This is a genomic window from Micromonospora sp. NPDC004704, from assembly GCF_053601675.1.
In genome coordinates this window covers 222,052-241,062 of the sequence record NZ_JBSGCD010000007.1, presented here as the reverse complement: position 1 = coordinate 241,062, position 19,011 = coordinate 222,052, and the positions used below count along the sequence as shown (strand labels likewise).

General features: G+C 67.4%; 18 protein-coding genes and 1 pseudogene. 11 read left to right on the top strand and 8 right to left on the bottom strand.

The features are described from left to right. Nucleotides 1-385 precede the first annotated feature (385 nt). From ACWEFB_RS12550 to ACWEFB_RS12530, 5 genes and pseudogenes are all read right to left on the bottom strand, one after another. Nucleotides 386-733: pseudogene (locus ACWEFB_RS12550) on the bottom strand (ADP-ribosylation/crystallin J1); the annotation flags it as partial. Nucleotides 734-996: 263 nt separating this feature from the next. Continuing rightward, nucleotides 997-1,716 (bottom strand): hypothetical protein, encoded by a 720-nt coding sequence (locus tag ACWEFB_RS12545; protein WP_452284959.1) that lies wholly within the window; start codon nucleotides 1,714-1,716, stop codon nucleotides 997-999. 1,678 nt (nucleotides 1,717-3,394) lie between these two features. Then, nucleotides 3,395-3,856 (bottom strand): kinase, encoded by a 462-nt coding sequence (locus ACWEFB_RS12540; RefSeq protein ID WP_452284957.1) that lies wholly within the window; start codon nucleotides 3,854-3,856, stop codon nucleotides 3,395-3,397. A 35-nt stretch (nucleotides 3,857-3,891) separates the two neighbouring features. After that, nucleotides 3,892-4,461 (bottom strand): hypothetical protein, encoded by a 570-nt coding sequence (locus ACWEFB_RS12535; protein WP_452284955.1) that lies wholly within the window; start codon nucleotides 4,459-4,461, stop codon nucleotides 3,892-3,894. A 102-nt stretch (nucleotides 4,462-4,563) separates the two neighbouring features. Continuing rightward, nucleotides 4,564-5,487 (bottom strand): 5'-3' exonuclease, encoded by a 924-nt coding sequence (locus tag ACWEFB_RS12530; protein WP_452284953.1) that lies wholly within the window; start codon nucleotides 5,485-5,487, stop codon nucleotides 4,564-4,566. 252 nt (nucleotides 5,488-5,739) lie between these two features. Between ACWEFB_RS12530 and ACWEFB_RS12525 the strand changes: the two genes are divergently transcribed. Then, a complete protein-coding gene (locus tag ACWEFB_RS12525; protein WP_452284951.1) occupies nucleotides 5,740-6,396 on the top strand; it encodes an HAD family hydrolase in 657 nt (218 codons plus the stop codon). Here ACWEFB_RS12525 and ACWEFB_RS12520 read toward each other — a convergent pair. Then, entirely contained in the window at nucleotides 6,393-7,727 is a 1,335-nt protein-coding gene (locus tag ACWEFB_RS12520; protein WP_452284949.1) for a helix-turn-helix domain-containing protein, read from the bottom strand. The two genes, ACWEFB_RS12525 and ACWEFB_RS12520, sit on opposite strands and share 4 nt — an antisense overlap. A gap of 486 nt (nucleotides 7,728-8,213) precedes the next feature. On the opposite strand from ACWEFB_RS12520, the gene amcA reads away from it, so the two are divergent. Genes amcA through ACWEFB_RS12470 form a run of 10 tightly spaced genes read left to right on the top strand, consistent with a single transcriptional unit; the run spans nucleotide 8,214 to nucleotide 16,713 of the window. Further along, nucleotides 8,214-8,399 carry a multiple cyclophane-containing RiPP AmcA gene (gene amcA / locus ACWEFB_RS12515; protein WP_452284947.1) on the top strand — a complete coding sequence of 62 codons (186 nt, stop codon included), beginning with the start codon at nucleotides 8,214-8,216 and terminating at the stop codon, nucleotides 8,397-8,399. Further along, nucleotides 8,399-9,367: an NAD-dependent epimerase/dehydratase family protein gene (locus ACWEFB_RS12510; protein ID WP_452284945.1), complete on the top strand. Its 969-nt coding sequence runs from the start codon at nucleotides 8,399-8,401 to the stop codon at nucleotides 9,365-9,367. Before amcA ends, ACWEFB_RS12510 begins: the two co-directional genes overlap by 1 nt. Nucleotides 9,368-9,383: 16 nt before the next feature. Further along, nucleotides 9,384-10,343, top strand: a complete 960-nt coding sequence (locus tag ACWEFB_RS12505; protein WP_452284943.1) for a thymidylate synthase — start codon at nucleotides 9,384-9,386, stop codon at nucleotides 10,341-10,343. Then, entirely contained in the window at nucleotides 10,340-12,067 is a 1,728-nt protein-coding gene (locus tag ACWEFB_RS12500) for a carbamoyltransferase family protein (RefSeq protein WP_452284941.1), read from the top strand. Before ACWEFB_RS12505 ends, ACWEFB_RS12500 begins: the two co-directional genes overlap by 4 nt. Then, complete coding sequence (locus ACWEFB_RS12495; RefSeq protein WP_452284939.1) at nucleotides 12,064-13,101, top strand: hypothetical protein; 1,038 nt, start codon at nucleotides 12,064-12,066, stop codon at nucleotides 13,099-13,101. Before ACWEFB_RS12500 ends, ACWEFB_RS12495 begins: the two co-directional genes overlap by 4 nt. 51 nt (nucleotides 13,102-13,152) lie before the next feature. Next, the gene (locus ACWEFB_RS12490; protein ID WP_452284937.1) at nucleotides 13,153-13,674 is read left to right on the top strand and encodes a topology modulation protein; all 522 of its coding nucleotides are present in this window, start codon (nucleotides 13,153-13,155) and stop codon (nucleotides 13,672-13,674) included. Nucleotides 13,675-13,698: 24 nt separating this feature from the next. Then, nucleotides 13,699-14,514 (top strand): class I SAM-dependent methyltransferase, encoded by an 816-nt coding sequence (locus ACWEFB_RS12485; RefSeq protein ID WP_452284936.1) that lies wholly within the window; start codon nucleotides 13,699-13,701, stop codon nucleotides 14,512-14,514. Beyond that, a complete protein-coding gene (locus ACWEFB_RS12480) occupies nucleotides 14,511-15,248 on the top strand; it encodes a phosphotransferase (protein WP_452284934.1) in 738 nt (245 codons plus the stop codon). Before ACWEFB_RS12485 ends, ACWEFB_RS12480 begins: the two co-directional genes overlap by 4 nt. 24 nt (nucleotides 15,249-15,272) lie before the next feature. Further along, on the top strand, nucleotides 15,273-15,926 hold the full coding sequence (locus ACWEFB_RS12475) for a histidine phosphatase family protein (RefSeq protein ID WP_452284932.1): 654 nt from the start codon (nucleotides 15,273-15,275) through the stop codon (nucleotides 15,924-15,926). Beyond that, entirely contained in the window at nucleotides 15,919-16,713 is a 795-nt protein-coding gene (locus tag ACWEFB_RS12470) for a phosphotransferase enzyme family protein (protein WP_452284931.1), read from the top strand. Before ACWEFB_RS12475 ends, ACWEFB_RS12470 begins: the two co-directional genes overlap by 8 nt. Before the next feature lie 18 nt (nucleotides 16,714-16,731). Here the strand turns inward: ACWEFB_RS12470 and ACWEFB_RS12465 are convergent, their stop codons facing one another. Beyond that, on the bottom strand, nucleotides 16,732-17,463 hold the full coding sequence (locus ACWEFB_RS12465; RefSeq protein WP_452284929.1) for a hypothetical protein: 732 nt from the start codon (nucleotides 17,461-17,463) through the stop codon (nucleotides 16,732-16,734). A 157-nt stretch (nucleotides 17,464-17,620) separates the two neighbouring features. Further along, entirely contained in the window at nucleotides 17,621-18,727 is a 1,107-nt protein-coding gene (locus ACWEFB_RS12460) for a hypothetical protein (protein WP_452284927.1), read from the bottom strand. Between the last annotated feature and the right edge of the window lie 284 nt (nucleotides 18,728-19,011).

Genomic DNA, 19,011 nt, shown 5'->3' with positions numbered 1-19,011 from the left:
CGAAGTTGAACTCGAAGGTGCCCGCCTCAATGCGGTCGATGAGCTGGCTGACATCGTCGGCTTGCCGGATCGCGCTTTCCCAGCCACCGCTTGTGATGTCGGCCAGTAGCACCGGTGCAGGGTCGCTGCGCAGGTCGAGCACAAGCTGTTCACGCGAGCCGTCACCGCCGATGATCGCGATGCCGGGATGCTCATCGGTGGCTTCGGCCCATGCGTCATGCAACTCGAGCATCTCGCGTGGCGAATTGAGCCAAACGTAGGCTCCGCTGGACACCCAGCCTCGCCGGAACCACGACTCACCTTGAAGGTAGGTTCGCCAAGCGGCCGGCAGAGACCGGCCCAGGGCCTTGTCTGCGTTGGTGAACTCCTGGTCGTTCACTGGGCCGCGGTACTCGGCTTCCTCAATGATCGCGCCAACGATGTGGGCGTTGAGGTCGGCGAGTTCCTCGGCGGGGATCCAGTACTCCAGCACCTCGCGGCCACCGGCCTGGTGAACCTCGTAACGGTCCAGGTACGACCGCTCGACGTCGAACCGGGTTACGTAGCCGACACTCTCGGCGGGGACGTTCCACTCGCGGGCGATCTTCGTGGCGTACCAGCGGTTGAGGACGGGGTAAAAGATCGGCTGGTCCGCCAGGCGTGGCGGCCAAGCCCGCCACCCCGACGCCGCCACGAGGTCAAGTTCGGCCTGCCCGGTGGGCCGCCACAAGGTGATCGTGTCGGGGTTGTCGATGGTCTACTCCTCGCCAATCGTGGTTGCGAGGTGGCCGTGCGAGCCACGCATCCAACATTCTGGTGATCGGCCCAGAGCGTTTCCGCGCCCGGCCGGCGCCGCCATCCGAAAAGGCGTGCGCGAGCGGTCCCGCATGCGCGCATCTGCCGCCGTCCGTGCGCTAGGCCCGTGCCCGTGCCCGTGCCTGTGGCGTCACGGCATCGGCCTGCCTGACCGTTGATCGCTGTGCCGAACCCAGGTCGTGCGGCGGCATCGGCGTCTCGTCAGCGGACGGCTTGCCTGCCGACCGTGCAGGCTCGGATCGCAATGGCGACTTGGTTGCCGATGGAGGGGTCGATGACACAGTGCAGTCCAAGGTCTGTGATGCGGCCGTCGCGTACGTCCCACTCGCGGGCGCCGACGTCACGCCCCAAGATTAGGCCGAGCGAATCGATCGTGGCCTTCCAGAGGTTCGGCCAGGCACGGCGGGGCCCAACCACGAACGCAAGCTGGAGGGCGACACCGCCATCGGGAAGTGGTTGAGCGGCGGTGATCTGGTCGCGGATCTGCCGCTTGTAGGCGGTGGTACTGGTCGACGCAGTGGTGCGAACCTGCAGCGAGTACTCGCCGCCGGGATCCTGGACAGTGTGCGTCTGGCACACCGCGACCGAGGACCTCGCTGCGTGCCGCTTGGTCGCCCACACCGAAGCGAACTGCCGCCCGGTGCCCTGGGTCAGCTTCGGGACGGGCGGAAACAGATAGTTGTCGAGGTCGTTGAGCGCGAGCAGGGGCACGATGTCCGGCAGCCCGACGTCCACGCGCAACGCGAGTGGATCCGGTGTGACGCGCAACTGCTCGGCGACGGCCGCCCGGACGTCGGCGGCGAAGGCGGCGGCGCGAACCTGGCCAGGTGACCCAGCCGTGTCCCAGCTGGCCAGGGCAGGCGGAACGTTGAGTGTGCTGCCCGCGAGCTCCGGGCGCGCATAGAAGACAGGCAAAGTCACAGGTCAAATCCAAGCGAGAGCAGAGCTCAACCGCCCGTCGTGGCTGTCCGCGTGGCGCCGTGGGCCGGCGACCGGAGCGCCGGGCTCAATGCAACGGGCATGCTGGTTGCGAAAGAGGTAAAGGGCGGCCGTCTTGCGGGCCGGTAGCGCAGACTGCGCCCCTGCCTGGGGCGCCCGGCGGGTTCAGCCGCGACGCGGTGCCTCAGGCGTGGCGGGCACGTGGATGGTCGACCACGTGAGGTGGTTGTCGAGATTGGGGTAGATGGCGACACGCCAGCCTGCAGTGCACCAAACCGGTCGACGGTATTTGTGGTGTCGGCTAAGGACAAGGACCGAGCCGGCCGCCAGCTCGATTCCGTCGATGCCGCCTCGTGCGGTGTGGGCACACCGGAGCGAGGGCCTTGCCGAGGCTCAGCATCGAGCGGCGCTGGTGTCGGAAACGTCGGAGTGCTTGGCGAGGTTCCGGGTGCGGTTGAGTCACCTCGGTTGGCGGGTCGTTCGGGACAGATTCGGTCATGACGCGGACAGCGGCGTCCGGGATGGCCATGGGGGGGCCGTGCTCTCGGCTATGGGAGTTGGGTCCTTCAGGGTGGTGTGCGCGGTGTTTCAGGCGCGCGCGGATAGCCGTGCCCCCTGGATACGAGGGCTGCCGGCCGGTGGGGTTGGCGTGGGGCGGTTGGTACGACCGACGGGTTCGTCGCGGACGCTGGGGCCGACCGGCCGCGGGGGCGGGTGGGCGTTACGCGCCGGGATGCGGCGAGCAGGTCCATCGGTGGGACCGACCAGGTAGTGCTAAATGTGAGGTGTTGTGATGCCTGAACCATAGCTGCCCGCTCTGTCAGCGCCGTCCAGCAAAGAAGGGCGCAGGAACCGGGGTGGACCTGCGGTGTGAGACTTTGTCAGCGCGTACTGGGCGCTGCGCGTGGCGTCGTTGTAAGACTCCGTCGCACTCACAAATGATGTTGCGGTCTGACAGAAGTCGTCAGCACCCAGGCGAACCCAAGGCGAGAAACGAGCTTGTCCACTCCCGCACGTCCCGGTTGACCTGCGCTGTGTCATCGGCGCCTGAAGTCTGGCTCTGACCCCCTGGCGACGGGTGATAACTGACCCCCTCGCCGCGTAGATCTTGTTAGTTGTTGGTTGGGTGGCCGCGCGAACGCGGCCGAGGCCACGGCCTTTCAGGCGGTAGCGGCCGAAGGGTTCGCTCTGAGACTCAAACGCCTGCCTCGTCGATGAAGCGGCAGGGTTGGTCGCGGACGAGGGCCATGCTCGGAGAGCAGCTCCTGCAGACGCCCTCGCCGGCGCAAAACCAGCAGGTAGTGCTCGGCGAGCAGAGACAACAACAGACGGTCCCGGAAGCAGCACGGCTGAACACGGCAGGCGGATCAGGCTTCGTCGAGGTGGGAGACACGGGTATACACCGCTGCGCCCCCTAGGCAGGAAGGGGTCCCTCCCATACGGGAGGGTGTCTGGAGAGGAAGCTCCCGGCAGGGCGCGACTGTCAGTCGCATGTGCGGCACTGACAGCCCAGGTCAACAATATTCAGTCAGCAGATTTGGTGACCTCGGACGAGCCGGGTCGCGACCCGGTCGACGGGCCAGCGAACGCCACCCGTAGTCAGAGAGCCGACCTCGTGCAGGGTACGGCTCGCTATGCTCTACCGCTGATTCTGGAATCGCTACGGCAGAGCACCCATCCGACCCTGCTGCGGGACAGTATCAGCTCTGGCTGTGGTCAGGCCGGCGGTTGCCTCGATGAGGGTCAGCGTCTCGTCGAACGAGGACTCCTCGCCGTACTCGCCGTCGCATCCGAGAACGTCTCGCGGCAGGTACCAGCCCTGCATGTCCTCGCCGGTGAACTCGGCCGCCTGTGGGCGTAGCGTGTGCCGCCGCAGCGTCTCCGGCAGCGAGACATCGAGGTAGTAGACGAAACTCTCGCCCCGGTTGTCCCGCAACAGCGAGGTGATCATCGACCCGTACCGGTGGGCGACCAGGATCCCCTCAAGGATGACGTGAAAGCCATGCTCCAGCGCGAACCGGGCCGTCTGCGCGATCAGATGCACCGCGACGCCCTGGTCCGCGTCGCGCTCGCGCAACACAATGCGGCGCAGGTAGTCCTGCTCGATCTTACCGATCGGCACGGATGCACTCGGCGGCCATGAGCTGGGAAAACACGTCACGCACATGTTCGTGGCGTTGCGAGGATGCGTCGTGCTTCCGCGAGGATCTCGTCGTTGACGTCTTGCTCGGTCATGTCGGTGTACTCGAGCGTGTCGTAGACGTCATCGAGCTCGACGAGACGACTGGCGAGGGTCAGCCCGTTGTGGCCGACGTTGGAGTGGGCCCACACGGCAAGGTCCATGGGAGGCATAAGCCCTGCCACGACCCGCGAGGCGAAGATCCTGACTACGGCTTCCTGCCCGGTCGGGCTGCCTGGCAGGTAGTAAACGAGGCCAAGATCTGCCAGCGCGGCTTCCAGCAGCTCCGGCACCTCAACGTCGGCGTTCCGGCCGTGGATTCCGGCGAGCATGGCGAGGTTGGGTCCGTCGTAACCAGCAACCAACAGGTCGCAAGCAACATCGACCAACTCGCTCGCTTGAAGCTCGCCAAGACTCCACAGAGCGGCGGCCTCTTGCATCTTGGTGAGGGCTTCGGCGGGTTTCACGCGCTTATCCTGGATCACGAGATGCGGCAACGCCCGCAAAGGTACGCCAAACGAGCGCCGTAGCACCAGAAGGCCGTACATGACGAATCGCCACCGTCGGCTGCGCATGGCAGAACAAGTTGTCGCCCAGACGGCGGTTGCGAACGTCAGCGGTGTGAGAGGCGGAGACAACAAGGGTCGGGGTCACCAGAGGTTGGCTCCTTCGAGCAATCTGGCTGCGGGCGGCAGCGTTGGGGTCGCTCTGTTGGTGGTCAGGTCTAGTGGGAGCGGTACCTGGTGATCAATCTCGATGATCCTGCGCCAGGTGAGCAGCTGGTCCCAGGCACTACTCAGAGAAGCGCACCGAGGGTTGCGCAGCCGAGGTGACCCCTTCAGGTCTTCGAGCTTCAGGCCATCGGCGAGCAGGTCACGGGCGGTTTTGGGGCCGACGCCGCGGATGCCGGGGATGTTGTCGGCGGGATCCCCGATCAGCGCTCGGTAGTCCGGCCACTGCTCGGGCTTGATGCCGAATCTCCGTTCGATGTCTCTTCCGGCAAGTTCGGTCCGCCCGGGGGTGAGGATCTTTACCCGTGCCGTGTCGAGGAGCTGGTAGAAGTCCTTGTCTCCGGAGTAGCAGATGGCATCACGGCCCGCCGCCGTTGCCTGCTTGATCGCCGTGCCGATCACGTCGTCGCCCTCATGGTCGTCAAGCTCGACCCAGCGCAGACCGGCGACGTCGAGTACCTGCTTCAGCGGCGCGAGCGACTTGATCGGAGTGTGGTCGGCCGTCGCGCGGTTGGCCTTGTAGGCGGGATCCATGCCTGCCCGTGTGGCGGCGGCGTTCTCGCCGTCGAAGACGACGAGCATCTCGCTGTCGGGGGCATGGAGTCGGTGAGCTTTCCTGGCGAGTGCGATGAAGCCGAACACGCCGGTGAGGTCTCGGGTTTTGTCGCGGCTGAGGATGCGAGTGGGAAATCCGAACCAGGCACGGTAGAGCAGATGATGTCCGTCGACTGCGAACAGCGTGGCCACGGCTAGCCTCCCCTTCTTCGGGGTGCGTCGCCAGTGACCGCGGCAGCCGGGTGCTCGCCTCACGAACTCGTGGAGGATACCGACCAGCTTGGTCATCAGGCGAACACCTGCCGCAGGGTGTCGGCGAGATTCCGCAGGCCTCAAAAGTGCGTATGACCGATAGAGTCGCCCGGCGCGGCAGCCAGGGGTTCAAGTCGCCAAAGACCATCAACGTCGTGAACGTCGCCTAAGAGCGCCCTGGGGTGCGCCAAACAGGGCGCCCAGCGGCAGGGGGTCGGGAGTTACCGAAGGACGCGACACCGGCGTGGGCCACTGGAATGGGCATGGCTGGCAGGGCAGACTGTTTGGATGATCGCGAGCGTCTTCTTCGATGTGGGTGAAACGATCGTCGACGAGTCCCGGGAGTACGGGACCTGGGCGGACTGGCTGGGCGTGCCTCGGCACACGTTCTCTGCCGTCTTCGGCGCTGTGATCGCTCGCGGCCTGGACTACCGGGAAACTTTCCAGGTGTTTCAGCCCGGATTCGACCTGGCCAAGGAGCGGGCGAGTCGTACCGCAGCCGGGCAGCCTGAGCACTTCTCGGAAGAGGACCTTTATCCGGATGCCCGTCCGTGCTTGGCCTCGTTGCGGGAGCTGGGCCTACAGGTCGGTCTGGCAGGTAACCAGACGGCGAGGGCGGAGACGATCCTGCGTGCCCTGGACCTACCGGTCGATGTGATCGGCACGTCCGACGGTTGGGGCGTGGAGAAGCCGTCGGTGGCTTTCTTCGATCGGGTGGTCGCTGAAGCGGGCTGCCGAGCCGACCAGGTCCTGTACATCGGTGACCGCTTGGACAACGACATCCGGCCAGCGCAGGAGGCTGGAATCCCGACCGCCATGATTCGCCGAGGGCCCTGGGGCCACATCCTCGACGACAAGACCATCAGCGAGCGATGCCTGTTCCAGCTCGACTCGCTGGCTGACTTACCCGAGCTGGTACGCAAGCACAACGAGTCGGTCGCCTAGCTTCCCGGCAGGGCCGCCCTGCCGGTGGTGAGAGCGGCGATGCGTTCGTCAAGCTGGGTGCCGTGCCGGCCGTCGCCAAGTACGGGGCGTACAGCCCTGACCCGATCCAGGCCGGTCCCGTACCAGTCGGTGTGCAGCGCGTCGATGGCCTGGTTGAGGTAGTCGGCGGCGTGGTCGCCATCGGCAGCGTGCGCAGTGGCGAGGTCGGCCAGGACGACGCTGCGTTGCTTCGCGCCGTGGCCGGTCAGACCGGCGAGTGCCCTGGTGAGCTGGTCCGCGGCCACGGCATGGTCGCCCGCCGCGAGCGCCGAGTAGCCGGCGAAGGAGTGCAGCCGCCCGGCATCGTAGAAGTCGAGCCATTCAGGTGCCGTACTGCTGGTCTCGATCGCGGTGGTGGCTAGGTCGATGTGGTGGCGACTGGTCGTCCCCGCCCCGGCGCGCGCCTCGACCTCCGAGGCGACGCAGTGCAGCCAGGAGCGGACCATCGGGCTGACCCCGTGCCAGGTGTGCTGGAGGGCGGCATCGATCAGAGGTCGGGCGCCGGTCGGGTCGTTGCTGAAGGCGGGGATGAAGGCCATGTGGCCGAGGACGGCCGCTGCCAGGGCGTGGTCGCCGGCTTCGCGGGTCGCGGCCAGGGCTACGTCGTAGCAGCGTTCGGCAATCGCGGGTTGGCTGAGGTCGAAGAAGGCGAGCCTGGCGGTGAGCAGCGCGGATTCCGCGAGCGATGCGGCGAGGGTGGATCGGCTGTTGCCGCCAGCCGCACGCAGGAGTCCGATGCCGAGCTGGGTGTGGGCGTACGCGGCCTCGTAAAGCGGTCGGGACGGGCTGGTCCAGTACAGCTCGCGCTGGCATCGCACGATCTGGCTGTACGAATCTGGGTCGATGGTCTTGCCGTGCGCGTGGGCGGCGTGCGGGTCGAGTGACAGCAGTGGCGCGACCAGGGGCAGCATGCTGGCGCCGAACAGCGCGCGCAGTACGGATGCCCGGTCCCAGCCCGTGCCGTTTTCGTCTCCGGTGAGCATGTCCCACAACCTCCTGAACTCGTGCAGTGTCTCCGCTTGCGGACGCATGGCCAGCTCGTCCGGCGTGAGTAGACCGAGGTCGGCGGCTGGCATGCCGAGGATGGTGACCAGGTGTTTGCGGTAGCGCGGGTCTGGCCACCGCTCGCCGGTCTCCCATCGCCGCACCGTGTTGGCGTTGAGGCCGCTGTCGGCCTCTCCGGCGCGGGTCATCTCGGTACGAACGCGTTCGGCGATCTCTTCGTAGGACCAGCCCCGCTGGAGCCTCTCCCACGACAGCCGCCGGTTCGGTGGGTAGCGCCGTCCGGTCATCCGGATACCTCCGCGGATCGGATGTCGATGGGTTCACGCTAGCCAGCGCGGCAACAGATCGTCACTACCTGGTCGCGAACGGATGGGTAGTGGACGGTACCGCCCCGGTCCTGTTGACGGTTTCCTGTTGACGAGCATCGACGGCCGCCGCTGATCAAGCGGACCAGCTCACCGACAACTCGTCATCGACGCCGAGGACTTCATGGTGGACAGATTGATCGAACGTTGCAAGGCGCTCAGTGAGCTGATCCAGCCGACCGTGGCGGCTGGGCCGTTTGTCGTGAGGTTGATTCCTCGCCTGCGTACCGCCATCGGGGCTGCGCGGGTGGGTGACCGGCGGGTCGTTCGTGGCCGCCGCCTCGCGATGGCGGATCCACCGGGACGCCGGTGGATCCGCCATGGCCAGCTGGAGCGCCTACTGGCCAGGGTTGTACCGGCCCCGTTCCGGAACGACCTCGGCGGGGTTCATCAGACGGCGGTGCGGCCATGACCCTCTACGTCTCCCGAAACGCCGCCACCAGCACAGCTTCCAGGCCGCGCCCGGCGGCGCCTACTCATAGAGGGGCGGCGGCGATCGGCCGAGCGGGGGTCGTCTGGGTTGATCCCCCTCTGCTCACCCATGCCTGGCGCCGCGTTTTCGCGCAAGGGACCGGCAAAGGCGGTCACGGCTGATGCCGAAAGTCCTGGTCACGGGCGCTGCCGGCTTCATCGGCTCACACTTGGTCGACGCCCTACTGGCCCGGGGCGCCACGGTCGTCGGGCTGGACCGCCGTCCGCTCGCCGAACACGCCCTCGCCGAGGAAAACCTCGCCGCTACGGTCGGGAATCCGCGGTTCATGCCACTCTCCCTGGATCTTGCCGCAGACCAGCTCGACGAGGCGGTAGCCGGGTGCGACACCGTCTTTCATCTTGCCGCCCGGCCCGGGGTCCGGGCTTCGTGGGGCAACGAGTTTCTCGACTACGCCCAGGCGAACGTGCTCGGCACGCATCGGTTGCTCGACGCGTGCGTCCGCAGCGGCGTGTCGCGCCTGGTCTACGCCTCGTCATCGAGCGTCTACGGCCCGGCGGACCGGCCCAGCCGGGAGGGCGACCCGACCTGCCCGGTCTCGCCGTACGGGGTGAGCAAACTCGCCGCCGAGCAGTTGTGCCTGGCCTACGCCCGCCGTCCGGACAGCCGGCTCAGCGTGGTCGCGTTGCGGTACTTCACCGTGTACGGACCTCGACAGCGGCCCGACATGGCAATCGGTCGCCTGCTGTTCGCCGCCTACACCGGCTTTCCAGTCACGATCTTCGGTGACGGCCGCCAACGGCGAGAGTTCACCTATATCAGCGATGTCATCGCGGCGACGATCGCCGCCGCGTACATCGACGCGCGCCACGCGGTCGTCAACGTGGGCGGTGGCGAGAGCATCTCCATGCTCGGTGCGATCGAGGTGGCATCCAAGGTCACCGGTCGGCGGGTGCCGGTCAAGGTCACCGACGCCCAGGCCGGCGACGTACCGGCGACTTCCGCCGACCTCACATTCGCCGGACGGCTGCTCGGCTACTGGCCCACCGTTGGCCTCCACGAGGGCATGGCCCGCCAATCCGCCTGGCTGGTCAGCCTGTCCCGCGATCGCCTCGCCGCCTTCACCTCTTGAGCACGAAGGAACCCGCATGATCGTCTTGACCGCTGACTCCGCCAGTGAGTTGTTCAACGCCGCCTGTCAGGCGGTGCTGCTCAACGGCCGGATCGCGTGCCCCCGCGACATGATGACAACTGAGGTCATCGGCGCGCACCTGACCCTGACGAACCCTCGCCGGCGGCTGGTGGCCATCCCGCCCGTACGCGTGATCAACCCGGCCTTCGCGGTCGCCGAGGCGCTCTGGATCCTTTCCGGCTCGGACGACCCGTGGATTTTCGACTTCAACGACAAGCTGCGCCGCTACGCCGATGACGGTGTTCTTCAGGGTGCGTACGGGCCGCGTCTGCGGCGGTGGGGTGGCACGGTCGACCAGCTCGACGCGGTACGGCAGAAACTGTCCACCGACCGCGAGTCGCGGCAGGCGGCGATCCAGATCTTCGACCCGTCGCGTGATCACCGTGGCCACCGGGATGTGCCGTGCACCCTCGGGTACCGCTTCTTCATCAGGCGCGGCCGGTTGGAGATGCACACCAGCATGCGTAGCCAGGACCTCTGGCTCGGCTTCCCGTACGACATCTACGCCACCACGCTCCTACAGGAACTGCTTGCCGGCTGGCTTCAGGTCGAGGTCGGCGAGTACCACCACCACGTCGACTCCCTGCATCTGTACGCCGAGAACGCCGAGGCTGCCGCCGACTGCCTGCGCCACGACCCCATCACCACTGCGATGGACCCCCTCTCCGTGGCCTGGCCAGATCTGGACACCGTCATCGACCAGGTCACCTCCCCCACAGGTCTCCCACCGGCCAACACCCCGTGGGAAACGTTCGGACGGGTACTGGCCGGCTACCGAAACTGGAAGTCGGGCGAGCGGGAGCAGGCACACAAGCTGGCCGATGAGACGCCTGGCCCGCTCGGCGTCGCCCTCGCCAGCTGGTACGACCGCTTGACGCCGGCCGCAGCGGCGATCCGCAGTGGTGAACCGTCATGACAGCATCGCCCAGGGACGTCGGAGTTGTGCTCGGGTTGTGCGCGTACACGCACGACTCGGCGGCGGCTCTCCTGGTCGACGGACAGCTGGTTGGCTTCGTCGAGGAGGAACGACTCGACGGGGTGAAGCACAGCAAGGCGTACCCGGCGAACGGGATCGGCTGGTTACTCAAAGCGGCCGGCTTGTCGCCCAAGGACGTGACCGCGGTGGCGTACAACTTCGACGGCCGCCGCTACCTGTCGGCACTCGGGCAGATTCCGGCGCACCTACTGCGCTCGGCCGCCCGTACGCGAGCACTGCCACGAGCGCGCAGCTTCACGACCGTGCACCGCCGCTACCAGGCACGGATGCGGAACCTGTCGCAGCAGTTCCCGCGGGCACGCCTCCAGCCCGTACTTCACCACCGAACGCACGCCCTCTACTCGTTCCTCTCCGCCGGTGTGGACGACGCGGCGGTCCTCATCGCCGACAGCCTCGGCGAACTACAGAGCACCACCACCTGGCGTGCCCAGCGTGTCGGCGAATCCTGGCTCGGCCTCGACCTGGTCCACTCGATCAACGACCCGGCCTCGCTCGGCTACGCCTACGGCGCTGTCACCGAACACCTCGGATGGCGTCGCGGTGATGAGGAGGGCACCGTCATGGCCCTGGCCGCACTCGGCGACCCCGCTCGCTTCCAAAGCGTGATGACGCGGGCCATCCCGATCACCCCTGACGGCTTCACCCTCAACCCGTCGCTGCTCGCCCTCCGGGTTCTCTCCAGTGGGTACGGCCGGGTCACGAACGCATTCATCACCGCGACCTGCCCGCCTCGCTCGCCGGACACGCCAGTGGAACCCGTACACGCTGACCTCGCCGCGGCGCTGCAGGAACGCACCGAGCAGGTGATGATGCACCTCGCCACCCGCGCGCGGCAATTGACCGGCTCCGGGCTGCTCTGCCTGGGCGGCGGCGTCGCGATGAACTGCGTCGCCGCAGGCACCATCGCCCAGGCCGGCATCTTCGACGAGGTTCATATACCGCCCGCGCCCGGTGATTCAGGCACCGCGATCGGCGCCGCAGCCTCCGTCTGGCTCAACGCGACCGGTGACCTCCCCGGCGGAGTCGAAAACCGCTGCTACCTCGGCCCCGCCTACCCGCATCCCCCGATAACGGCGCCTCCCCGACCCGGACTACGAGCCAGCCGTCCGGCCGATCCCGTCCGGCGCCTGGCCCAGAGCCTTGCCAACGGCGCGATCGTCGGACTGTTCACGGGCGAACTGGAGGCCGGACCGCGCGCGCTCGGGCATCGGTCGATTCTCGCCTCGCCGTTGGAAGCCGACGTGATCGAACGGCTCAACGCGACCGTCAAGTTCCGCGAACCCTTCCGGCCCTTCGCTCCGGTCATGCTCGCGGACAAGGCCGTCGACTACGTACGGCTGCGCCAATCGTCGCCGTACATGGCCCTCGCCGCCCCCGTCACCGATTTGGCTCGGGACGAGCTGCCAGCGATCGTCCACGGAAACGGCACAACCCGGGCGCAGACCCTCACGCACGAGCAACACCCCTTCCTCGCGGGTGTCCTTGACGTTTTCGGCGAGATCACCGGACATCCCGTCTTGATCAATACCTCGCTGAACATCAAGGGCAAGCCGATCTGCGGCACACCCGATATGGCCCTGGACTGCCTCGTCGAATCCGGCCTGGACGCCCTGCTCATCGAGGGGTGGTGGGTTACCAGATGAGGATCGGATACAGCTTCTGGGGATTCCTCGGTCCCGGCGTCACCGACACCCCGGACGGAGGGCGCAGCCATCGCCGCACCCTGGTAGACGGACTCCGTGCCGCCGGGCACGAGATCATCTTCCTGCAGCCCGACCGTGACCTGTGCGAGGCGGGGCTGGACCTCAGTGAGCGCTACCGCTGGGATGCCGGGCTGCCCGACATCGATGCGCTGTTCATCGAGTGGCGCTGGCCCATTCCCGGTCGCAACACCACCCCCTGCGGCCGACCAGGGCATACCTGCGACCTGCACCGCCAGGACGAACTGCTCACTCACTACATCGACCGGCACCGCATCCCAACGATTGTGTGGGACAAGGACCGACAACTAGCCATCGATGACGCGCTCCGTCGTACCCGCAACGTCACGGTGTGCGAGCCCGCGCTGTACCCGAACCCTGGCGCCGTACCTCTGTTCTTCCCGGTCGCCGACACGGCGATCGACACCGCCGACCCCGCCGCGCTCGCCGCTCTGCCGCGTCGCACCCCGCTGGTCTACGTCGGCAACCAGTACGACCGCGACGACGCCTTCGACAACTACTTCGCACCCGCCGCCAGCCAGTTGCCGCACCTGGTCGCCGGCAAGTGGAACAACGCCAGCCGATGGACCGGCCTGCGGTTCATCGGCCGCGTGCCCTTCCCGCAGGTGGCCGCGATCTACGCCGACGCGCTCGCCACCGTCCTCCTACTGCCGGCCCGCTACGCCCACGCCGGCCAGATGACCCAACGCATCTTCGAAGCGACTCTCGCCGGATGCCTGCCGCTGCTGCCGAACGAGGTCCGGGGCGCCGCTGCGTTCGTCCCGCCCAGCCTGCGCGTCGCCAACGCCACCGAGGTCCGGCACCAGGTCGCCTGGCTGGTCGAGATCGCCGGCACTGACGAGCACACCAAACTCATCGCCGAGTGCCTGCACTACCTCGACCCGTTCCGGCTCTCCATCCAGCTCGACGTACTCGACCATCTCCTACGTCACCCGGAAGCGGCGGTGACGCCATGACCCACCGTGTCGAGACAGGTCGACATCGCCATACCCCTACCCTGGAGACCTATGGACAGGATCGCCGTCATCGGCTGCGGCGGCAGCGGCAAATCCACCGTCGCCCGGCAACTGGCCCGAATCCTCAACGCGCCGCTGACCCACCTCGACGCGATCTACTACGACGAGCATTGGCAGCCGCTGCCACAGGACGAGTTCGCCGCCCAGCAGGAAAAGCTCGTGGCGGGCGAACGCTGGATCATCGAGGGCAACTACGCCGGCACCCTGCCCATCCGGCTGGCCGCGGCAGACACGGTGATCTTCCTCGACCTGCCCGCCTCGACCTGCCTGTGGGGTATCGCGCAGCGCCGCTGGCGCTACCGGGGAGGACAGCACCAGCAGGATGGCGTCTACGACCGGATCACCTGGAACTTCGTCCGCTACATCCTCGGCTACCGGCGCTCCATGCGGCCCCGGGTGCGAGACCTGGTCCGCGAGCACGGCCCACACGTCCAACTGATCTCGCTCACCAGTCGCCGCCGGGCGAACCAGCTCCTCGAACGCGTACGGGGAGAGAGCCAGCCCTTCATCTGATCGGCCCGGAACGGGAGGCGGCTCATGCCGGCCAACCCGTTCCTTGACCCGCTCCGGGTCCACGGTGATCTCTACCGGGATGCTGGCCGGCTTAGGCACCGTACCCAGGCATTGCACGCCGCGAAGGTCGACGGACGCCACGTCGCCGTCGTGATCGCCGACCTGCTCGCCGCCCAGCTCTCCGAAGGCGCGACGGTGCTCGACGTGGGCTGCGGACGCGGCACGACCACGCTGTACCTGGCTGCACGGCTCCGCCCTCGCCCACTGATCGCGGTGGACGCGTCGGCCGCACTCCTCAGCGCTCTTCGGAGTCGCCTCGGTGGCGCCGTAGACGACGTCTGGACCGTGTGCGCGGACTTCCACCGGCTGCCGCTGCCGGACCGGTTTGCTGACGCGGCGGTCGCAGCCTTCTGCCTCTATCACTCGCCCCAACCGAGCCTCGCCGTGGCCGAGATCGCTCGCTGTCTACGGCCCGGCGGCGTCGCGGTCCTGGTCACCAAGTCGCTGGACAGTTACCGCGAACTCGACCACCTCGTCCAGGCCACCGGCCTCGACCCGAACGCCACCGAGCGGACAAGCCTCTACCAGAGCTTCCACAGCGGCAACCTGCTCGACGTCGCCGCCAGCAGCCTCACCGTGCTCAATGTCATCCACGACGAGCACGTCTTCCGCTTCGTGGACGCCACACACCTGGCGGCGTACCTGGCTACGACACCGAAGTATCAGATGGCGATGACCGGTGGCTCGCAGTCCCTCGCCGTCGAACTCCAGCGACGACTACCCCCTCCGCCCTACATCGCACGCTCCACCGTCAGCTACGCCCTGGTAGTACGTCCATGAGCAGGGCAATCTTCGTCAAGCCGTACGAGGACCCCATCCGGTGCGCTACCGCAGCCGCTCATTATCGGTGGCTCGCCAGCCTGGAATCGGGCGTCCGCCTTCCGCACCTCTACGCCCAACACACCAGGCATCTGGTCTTCGAGCGGTTGCCCGGACATACACCCAAGCCCGTCGACCTCCCCCGGACCGCGGCCACACTCGGCCGCCTGCACGCCGCCGCATACCGGCACGAACTGCACGCTGCCCAACTCAATCAACCGCACACCTCGGCGACCGGGCTGGTCCTCCCGGATTTCGCTTCACCCCGTCGGAAAGTCCTGCATGGCGCGGCACTCGCTACCGGCCTTGACCCGGTCGCGATCGAGCGGGTCCTCGACCAACCAGGCTTGCCGGTCGCCTTCTACAAGGATCCGAACCTACGGAACTACCTCGTTGACGACGAGGACATCGCCGTCGTCGATTTCGACGACCTGACCCTCGCCCCGTTCGGCTACGACCTGGCCGGACTACTCGTCACCAGCGCCATGACCCACGGTCGGCTTGATGCGCAGGATGTCTTGCGTTGCCTGGACACGTACAACGCCGCAAGCACCCCGCGATCGACGGGGCTGAAGGACCTGCAGCGGTACGCAGAACTCCATCATCTACTCACGCTGCCCTACCTCGGACGCAACGGCTACCGCTACCCCTGGCCAACCGTTCGGCCCTGGCCCGAACCGTTCGGGCCTGACTGAACGCCGTCATCGAAGGGAACCTGAATGGCCGCACCCACCGAACTCGTCATCGCCCGTCACGGCGAGGCCGCCTGCAATGCCGCCGGCATCGTCGGCGGCGAACGCGGCTGTACCGGGCTGACCGACCTCGGCCGGAGCCAGGTCGAACGGCTTTCCGCCCGCCTGGCCGCTGAGCACGCGCAGCGGCCCTACGACGCCTTCTACGCAACGTCACGATTGCGAGTCGTGCAGACAGCCGCGATCATCGCCCAGGCCCTGCGTCTGCCTGCCACCACCGACTCGGGACTCCTTGGCCCTGACCACGGGGATGCCGACGGCCAGCCCTGGTCAGATGTCAAAACCGCGTTCCAAGGTCCCCCTCAACACGCCCCCGACAGCCAGTACGCCGCAGGGTCCGAGACCTGGAACCAGTATCTCCAACGAGCGACCCATGCCCTGCAGAAGATCCTCGCTCGGCACGACGGCGGACGGATACTCATTACCGCCCACGGCGAAACCGTCGAGGCCGCCCACAGCCTGCTCCTCGGCCTCCCCCGGAACGCGTGCCTGCGGTTCGGTTTCGTCACCGAACACGCCTCAGTCTCCCGGTGGCAGCGACCAACCAACCGCTTCGGCCGCACCATCTGGCAACTCGTCGCCCACAACGACACGAACCATCTCGGCCCTCACCATGATTGAGCAGCAGCTAGTTCTCCATCTGAGCCGCCGCCTGCTCGGCCAGGCGACAATGGCTGTCGCCTGGCACGACGGGCACGCCGGCACCCACCTACTCCGCGCGAAAACCGAAGATCACGGAGGGGTCATCGTCAAGGTACATCGCGCCCAGGAGCGGCATGTACAGGAAGTTCACGCCTACCGCACCTGGACCCCCGCGCTTGGCGAGCGAGCACCTCGGCTTCTTGCGACCAACGGTGATCCGCCGGCCATAGTCGTCACCACCGTCCCAGGTATCCCACTCGCCCAGCGGCAGCTAGATCGGGCGGGTGAGCAGGATGCGTATCAGCAGGCGGGACACCTACTCAGAAAGCTTCACGGCGCCGGGGCGCCACGGTGGGAACCGGATTGGGCTGCCTGGCTCGCCGATCGCGCCGAGTACTGGATCCACCAGGCCGGGGACCGGATTTCGCGCACCTACCGCAACGACGTGCGCGCCCACATGCGTGCGCTCCGGGACCTCGCACCCCTACCAACAGTGCCGTGCCACCTGGATTTCATGCCGCGAAACCTGATGCACGCCGACGACGGCACACTGCGCCTGATCGACTTCGAGCACAGCCGCTACGACCTCGCCGCCCGAGACCTCGTCCGCCTGGCCACCAGAATCTGGATTGATCGTCCGGACCTACAGAAAAGCTTCGTCTCGGGGTACGGGGACCTGACCGCCACCGATATCGAAGTCATCGACCATTGCGGGACTCTTGATGCCTTGACCACGCTCGCCTGCGGCAGATCGTCTACGGGCTAGAGTCGAACGCGCGACACGCTAGGAATGGGGCGCTCCGAACGGCGCGGTCGCGAGCGCTACCCGTATCGGCTGGCGGCCGTTGTACCGAAAACGCACCAACTCGGCCTCATGGACGATCGTCTGGCCCAGCTCAAGGTCCCTACGCGCCGCAACCCAGTCCACCAAGTCGACAAGATGCCGTATCGGTCCGCTGAAGTGGATCAAGGTGGCGTACCAGATGTCCCTAACGAAGCCCGTCTCGAACCAGCCGTCTTCGCCCAGTTCCTCAGCCAGTCGAGCGGCGAAGTCGTCTGCGGCCGAATCAGCCGGGTACGCGCAGGCCATGACGCCCGATGGCGTCAGCGTCAAGCCCTGGAACCGGAGCCTCACGGGTCTCGACGCGGCAGCCGCCCGTCCGAGCGCGGCTGCCCACCGCGTCGCCAGGGGATCGTTGGCCGGGATGACGGAGCGGTGTGCCTGGATGGCTCGAACTGTGAGATGCACCGCGTCGGGCGCACCCGTGGGCCAGTGGGCCGCACCGGCGACCAGTTGCGCGGCGGCGGTCACCTCTGCCAGGCGCATCGCGTACCTCGCGTCGGGCTGTAAGACCACGGACATTCCCCAGCGGCCGCCGTCGACGGGTGGTGAGTCGCGGTAATGGTTGCCAGTCTGAACAGCGGTGCGTCCCTGGTCGAAGAGCCGGTCGAATGCGGCGCGGTAGCCAGTGCTCGACCGGACCACCTCTCGCGGTGCTCCGCTGCCCGTCTCCACCCGAGGGACACTATGCCGCCTCACCTGCGGACACGGCCGAACGGTCACCCATCGGCGCGTCTCGACCGGGAATCTTTGAGAGCGGGCGAGCTGCAGTTCGAGGATCTTTGGATGGCTCACGGGTGCGGCGGCGGTCGCGCCGCCGCACCCGGGGTGGTCATGTCTCGGTGAGCCCCGCGAATGCACGTAGCCGTAGGCGGGATGCGATGGTGCCGGTGAACCAGGCGTAGAAGTCGTCATCCGGTTTCACGTTGGGCCGAACCGCGGCGCACCAGTCGTCCTGGTCGAGCACCGCAAGGTACCGGGTGAGGATGGCCTGCCGTTCCTTCTCGGTACATCCAGACTGCTTTGGCGGATGCTGCGCCAGATGATCGGCGATGATCGCGGCGTCGAGGTAGCGGCGCACGGCCGGTGGCTGGCGGCTGAGATGGTCGGCGTGTGCCGCGAGGACGAGGCGTGCCGGCGGGTAGCTCGCGACGGTCATCCCCATGCCACCACAACCTGTCATGATCTTGAGGACGCGGCCGGTATGGTCCACCAGGTCGTCGTCAGTATCAGGCTGGGTAATCGCCTCGTGCAGGTGCGCCTGGGTAGCGACCTTGCCCGCGAAGTATCCGTTGAGGAAGTCGCCGTCACAGGCCTGGCGCAGGAGCCACGGGCGGGCCACCGACGAACCGACTGCGCAGAGTTGCTCCACCACGTACACCCGGCCCCAGCCGCTCACCCTGTCCGCGAGCCAGATCAGGGCGTCGATGGCAAGCCGCCGTCTCAGGGCATACGCGGCCAGGGGCCCGAACCGGTCCGACAGCAGGCCGATGGTCTGGATCAGCGGGATGTCTTCCTCTGCCCACGAGGTGGTGAGTAGGGCCAGCCCGACGGTGACCGGGTTCCGGTCTGTGCCGTGCCGGACCAGCCACCGCCCGGTCTGGCGAACACGCTGCTCGTCGGCCCGCAGCGCGGCGGCGGCGATGTGTTCGTTGCGCTGGATCGGAACATAGAGCCCGTTGAACGCGCCGGCGAGTTCGCTGGGTGGTGCCGTGGGATTGGCGAAGTGCGCGTCGAGAACCGCGGCCACGTCGACGCCCTCGCGGCGTCGGTCCTCTGGCGCTCTGGACGCGGGTCGCCGGGTGGGTCGGGCTTCGTCAGGGTAGGGATAGCCCTCGCGCGGCAGGGGTGCATCGGGATGCAGGCGGTGCAGGCGGAGTGCGTGCTCGAACAGACTGATCTGGGGTCCGAGCGGTCCGGGCTCGGGTGTCACGCTCACCGGCGGACGGAGGACTCGATTCTTTCGATCATGCCCCGGATGATGCCAGTCGCCCGACCGCTGGAGCAAGAGCCGTTTAGGTGGCCCACGCGCGCCGGGCCGAAAGGGTCCGGGATGGCCATCGTGTTGGCGGGATCGGGTGCGAGTTGATCGCCGCGCGGATTGCGGTGGACCAGTCAGCGAGCCGGTGGCGGGGTTGGGTGTCGCGGGGTTGGCGGGGCATCGCCACGGTGGCGCGGCCCCGCGCTGGCGTCTCGGGTGTTTCCGGCACCGCCGGTGTGTCG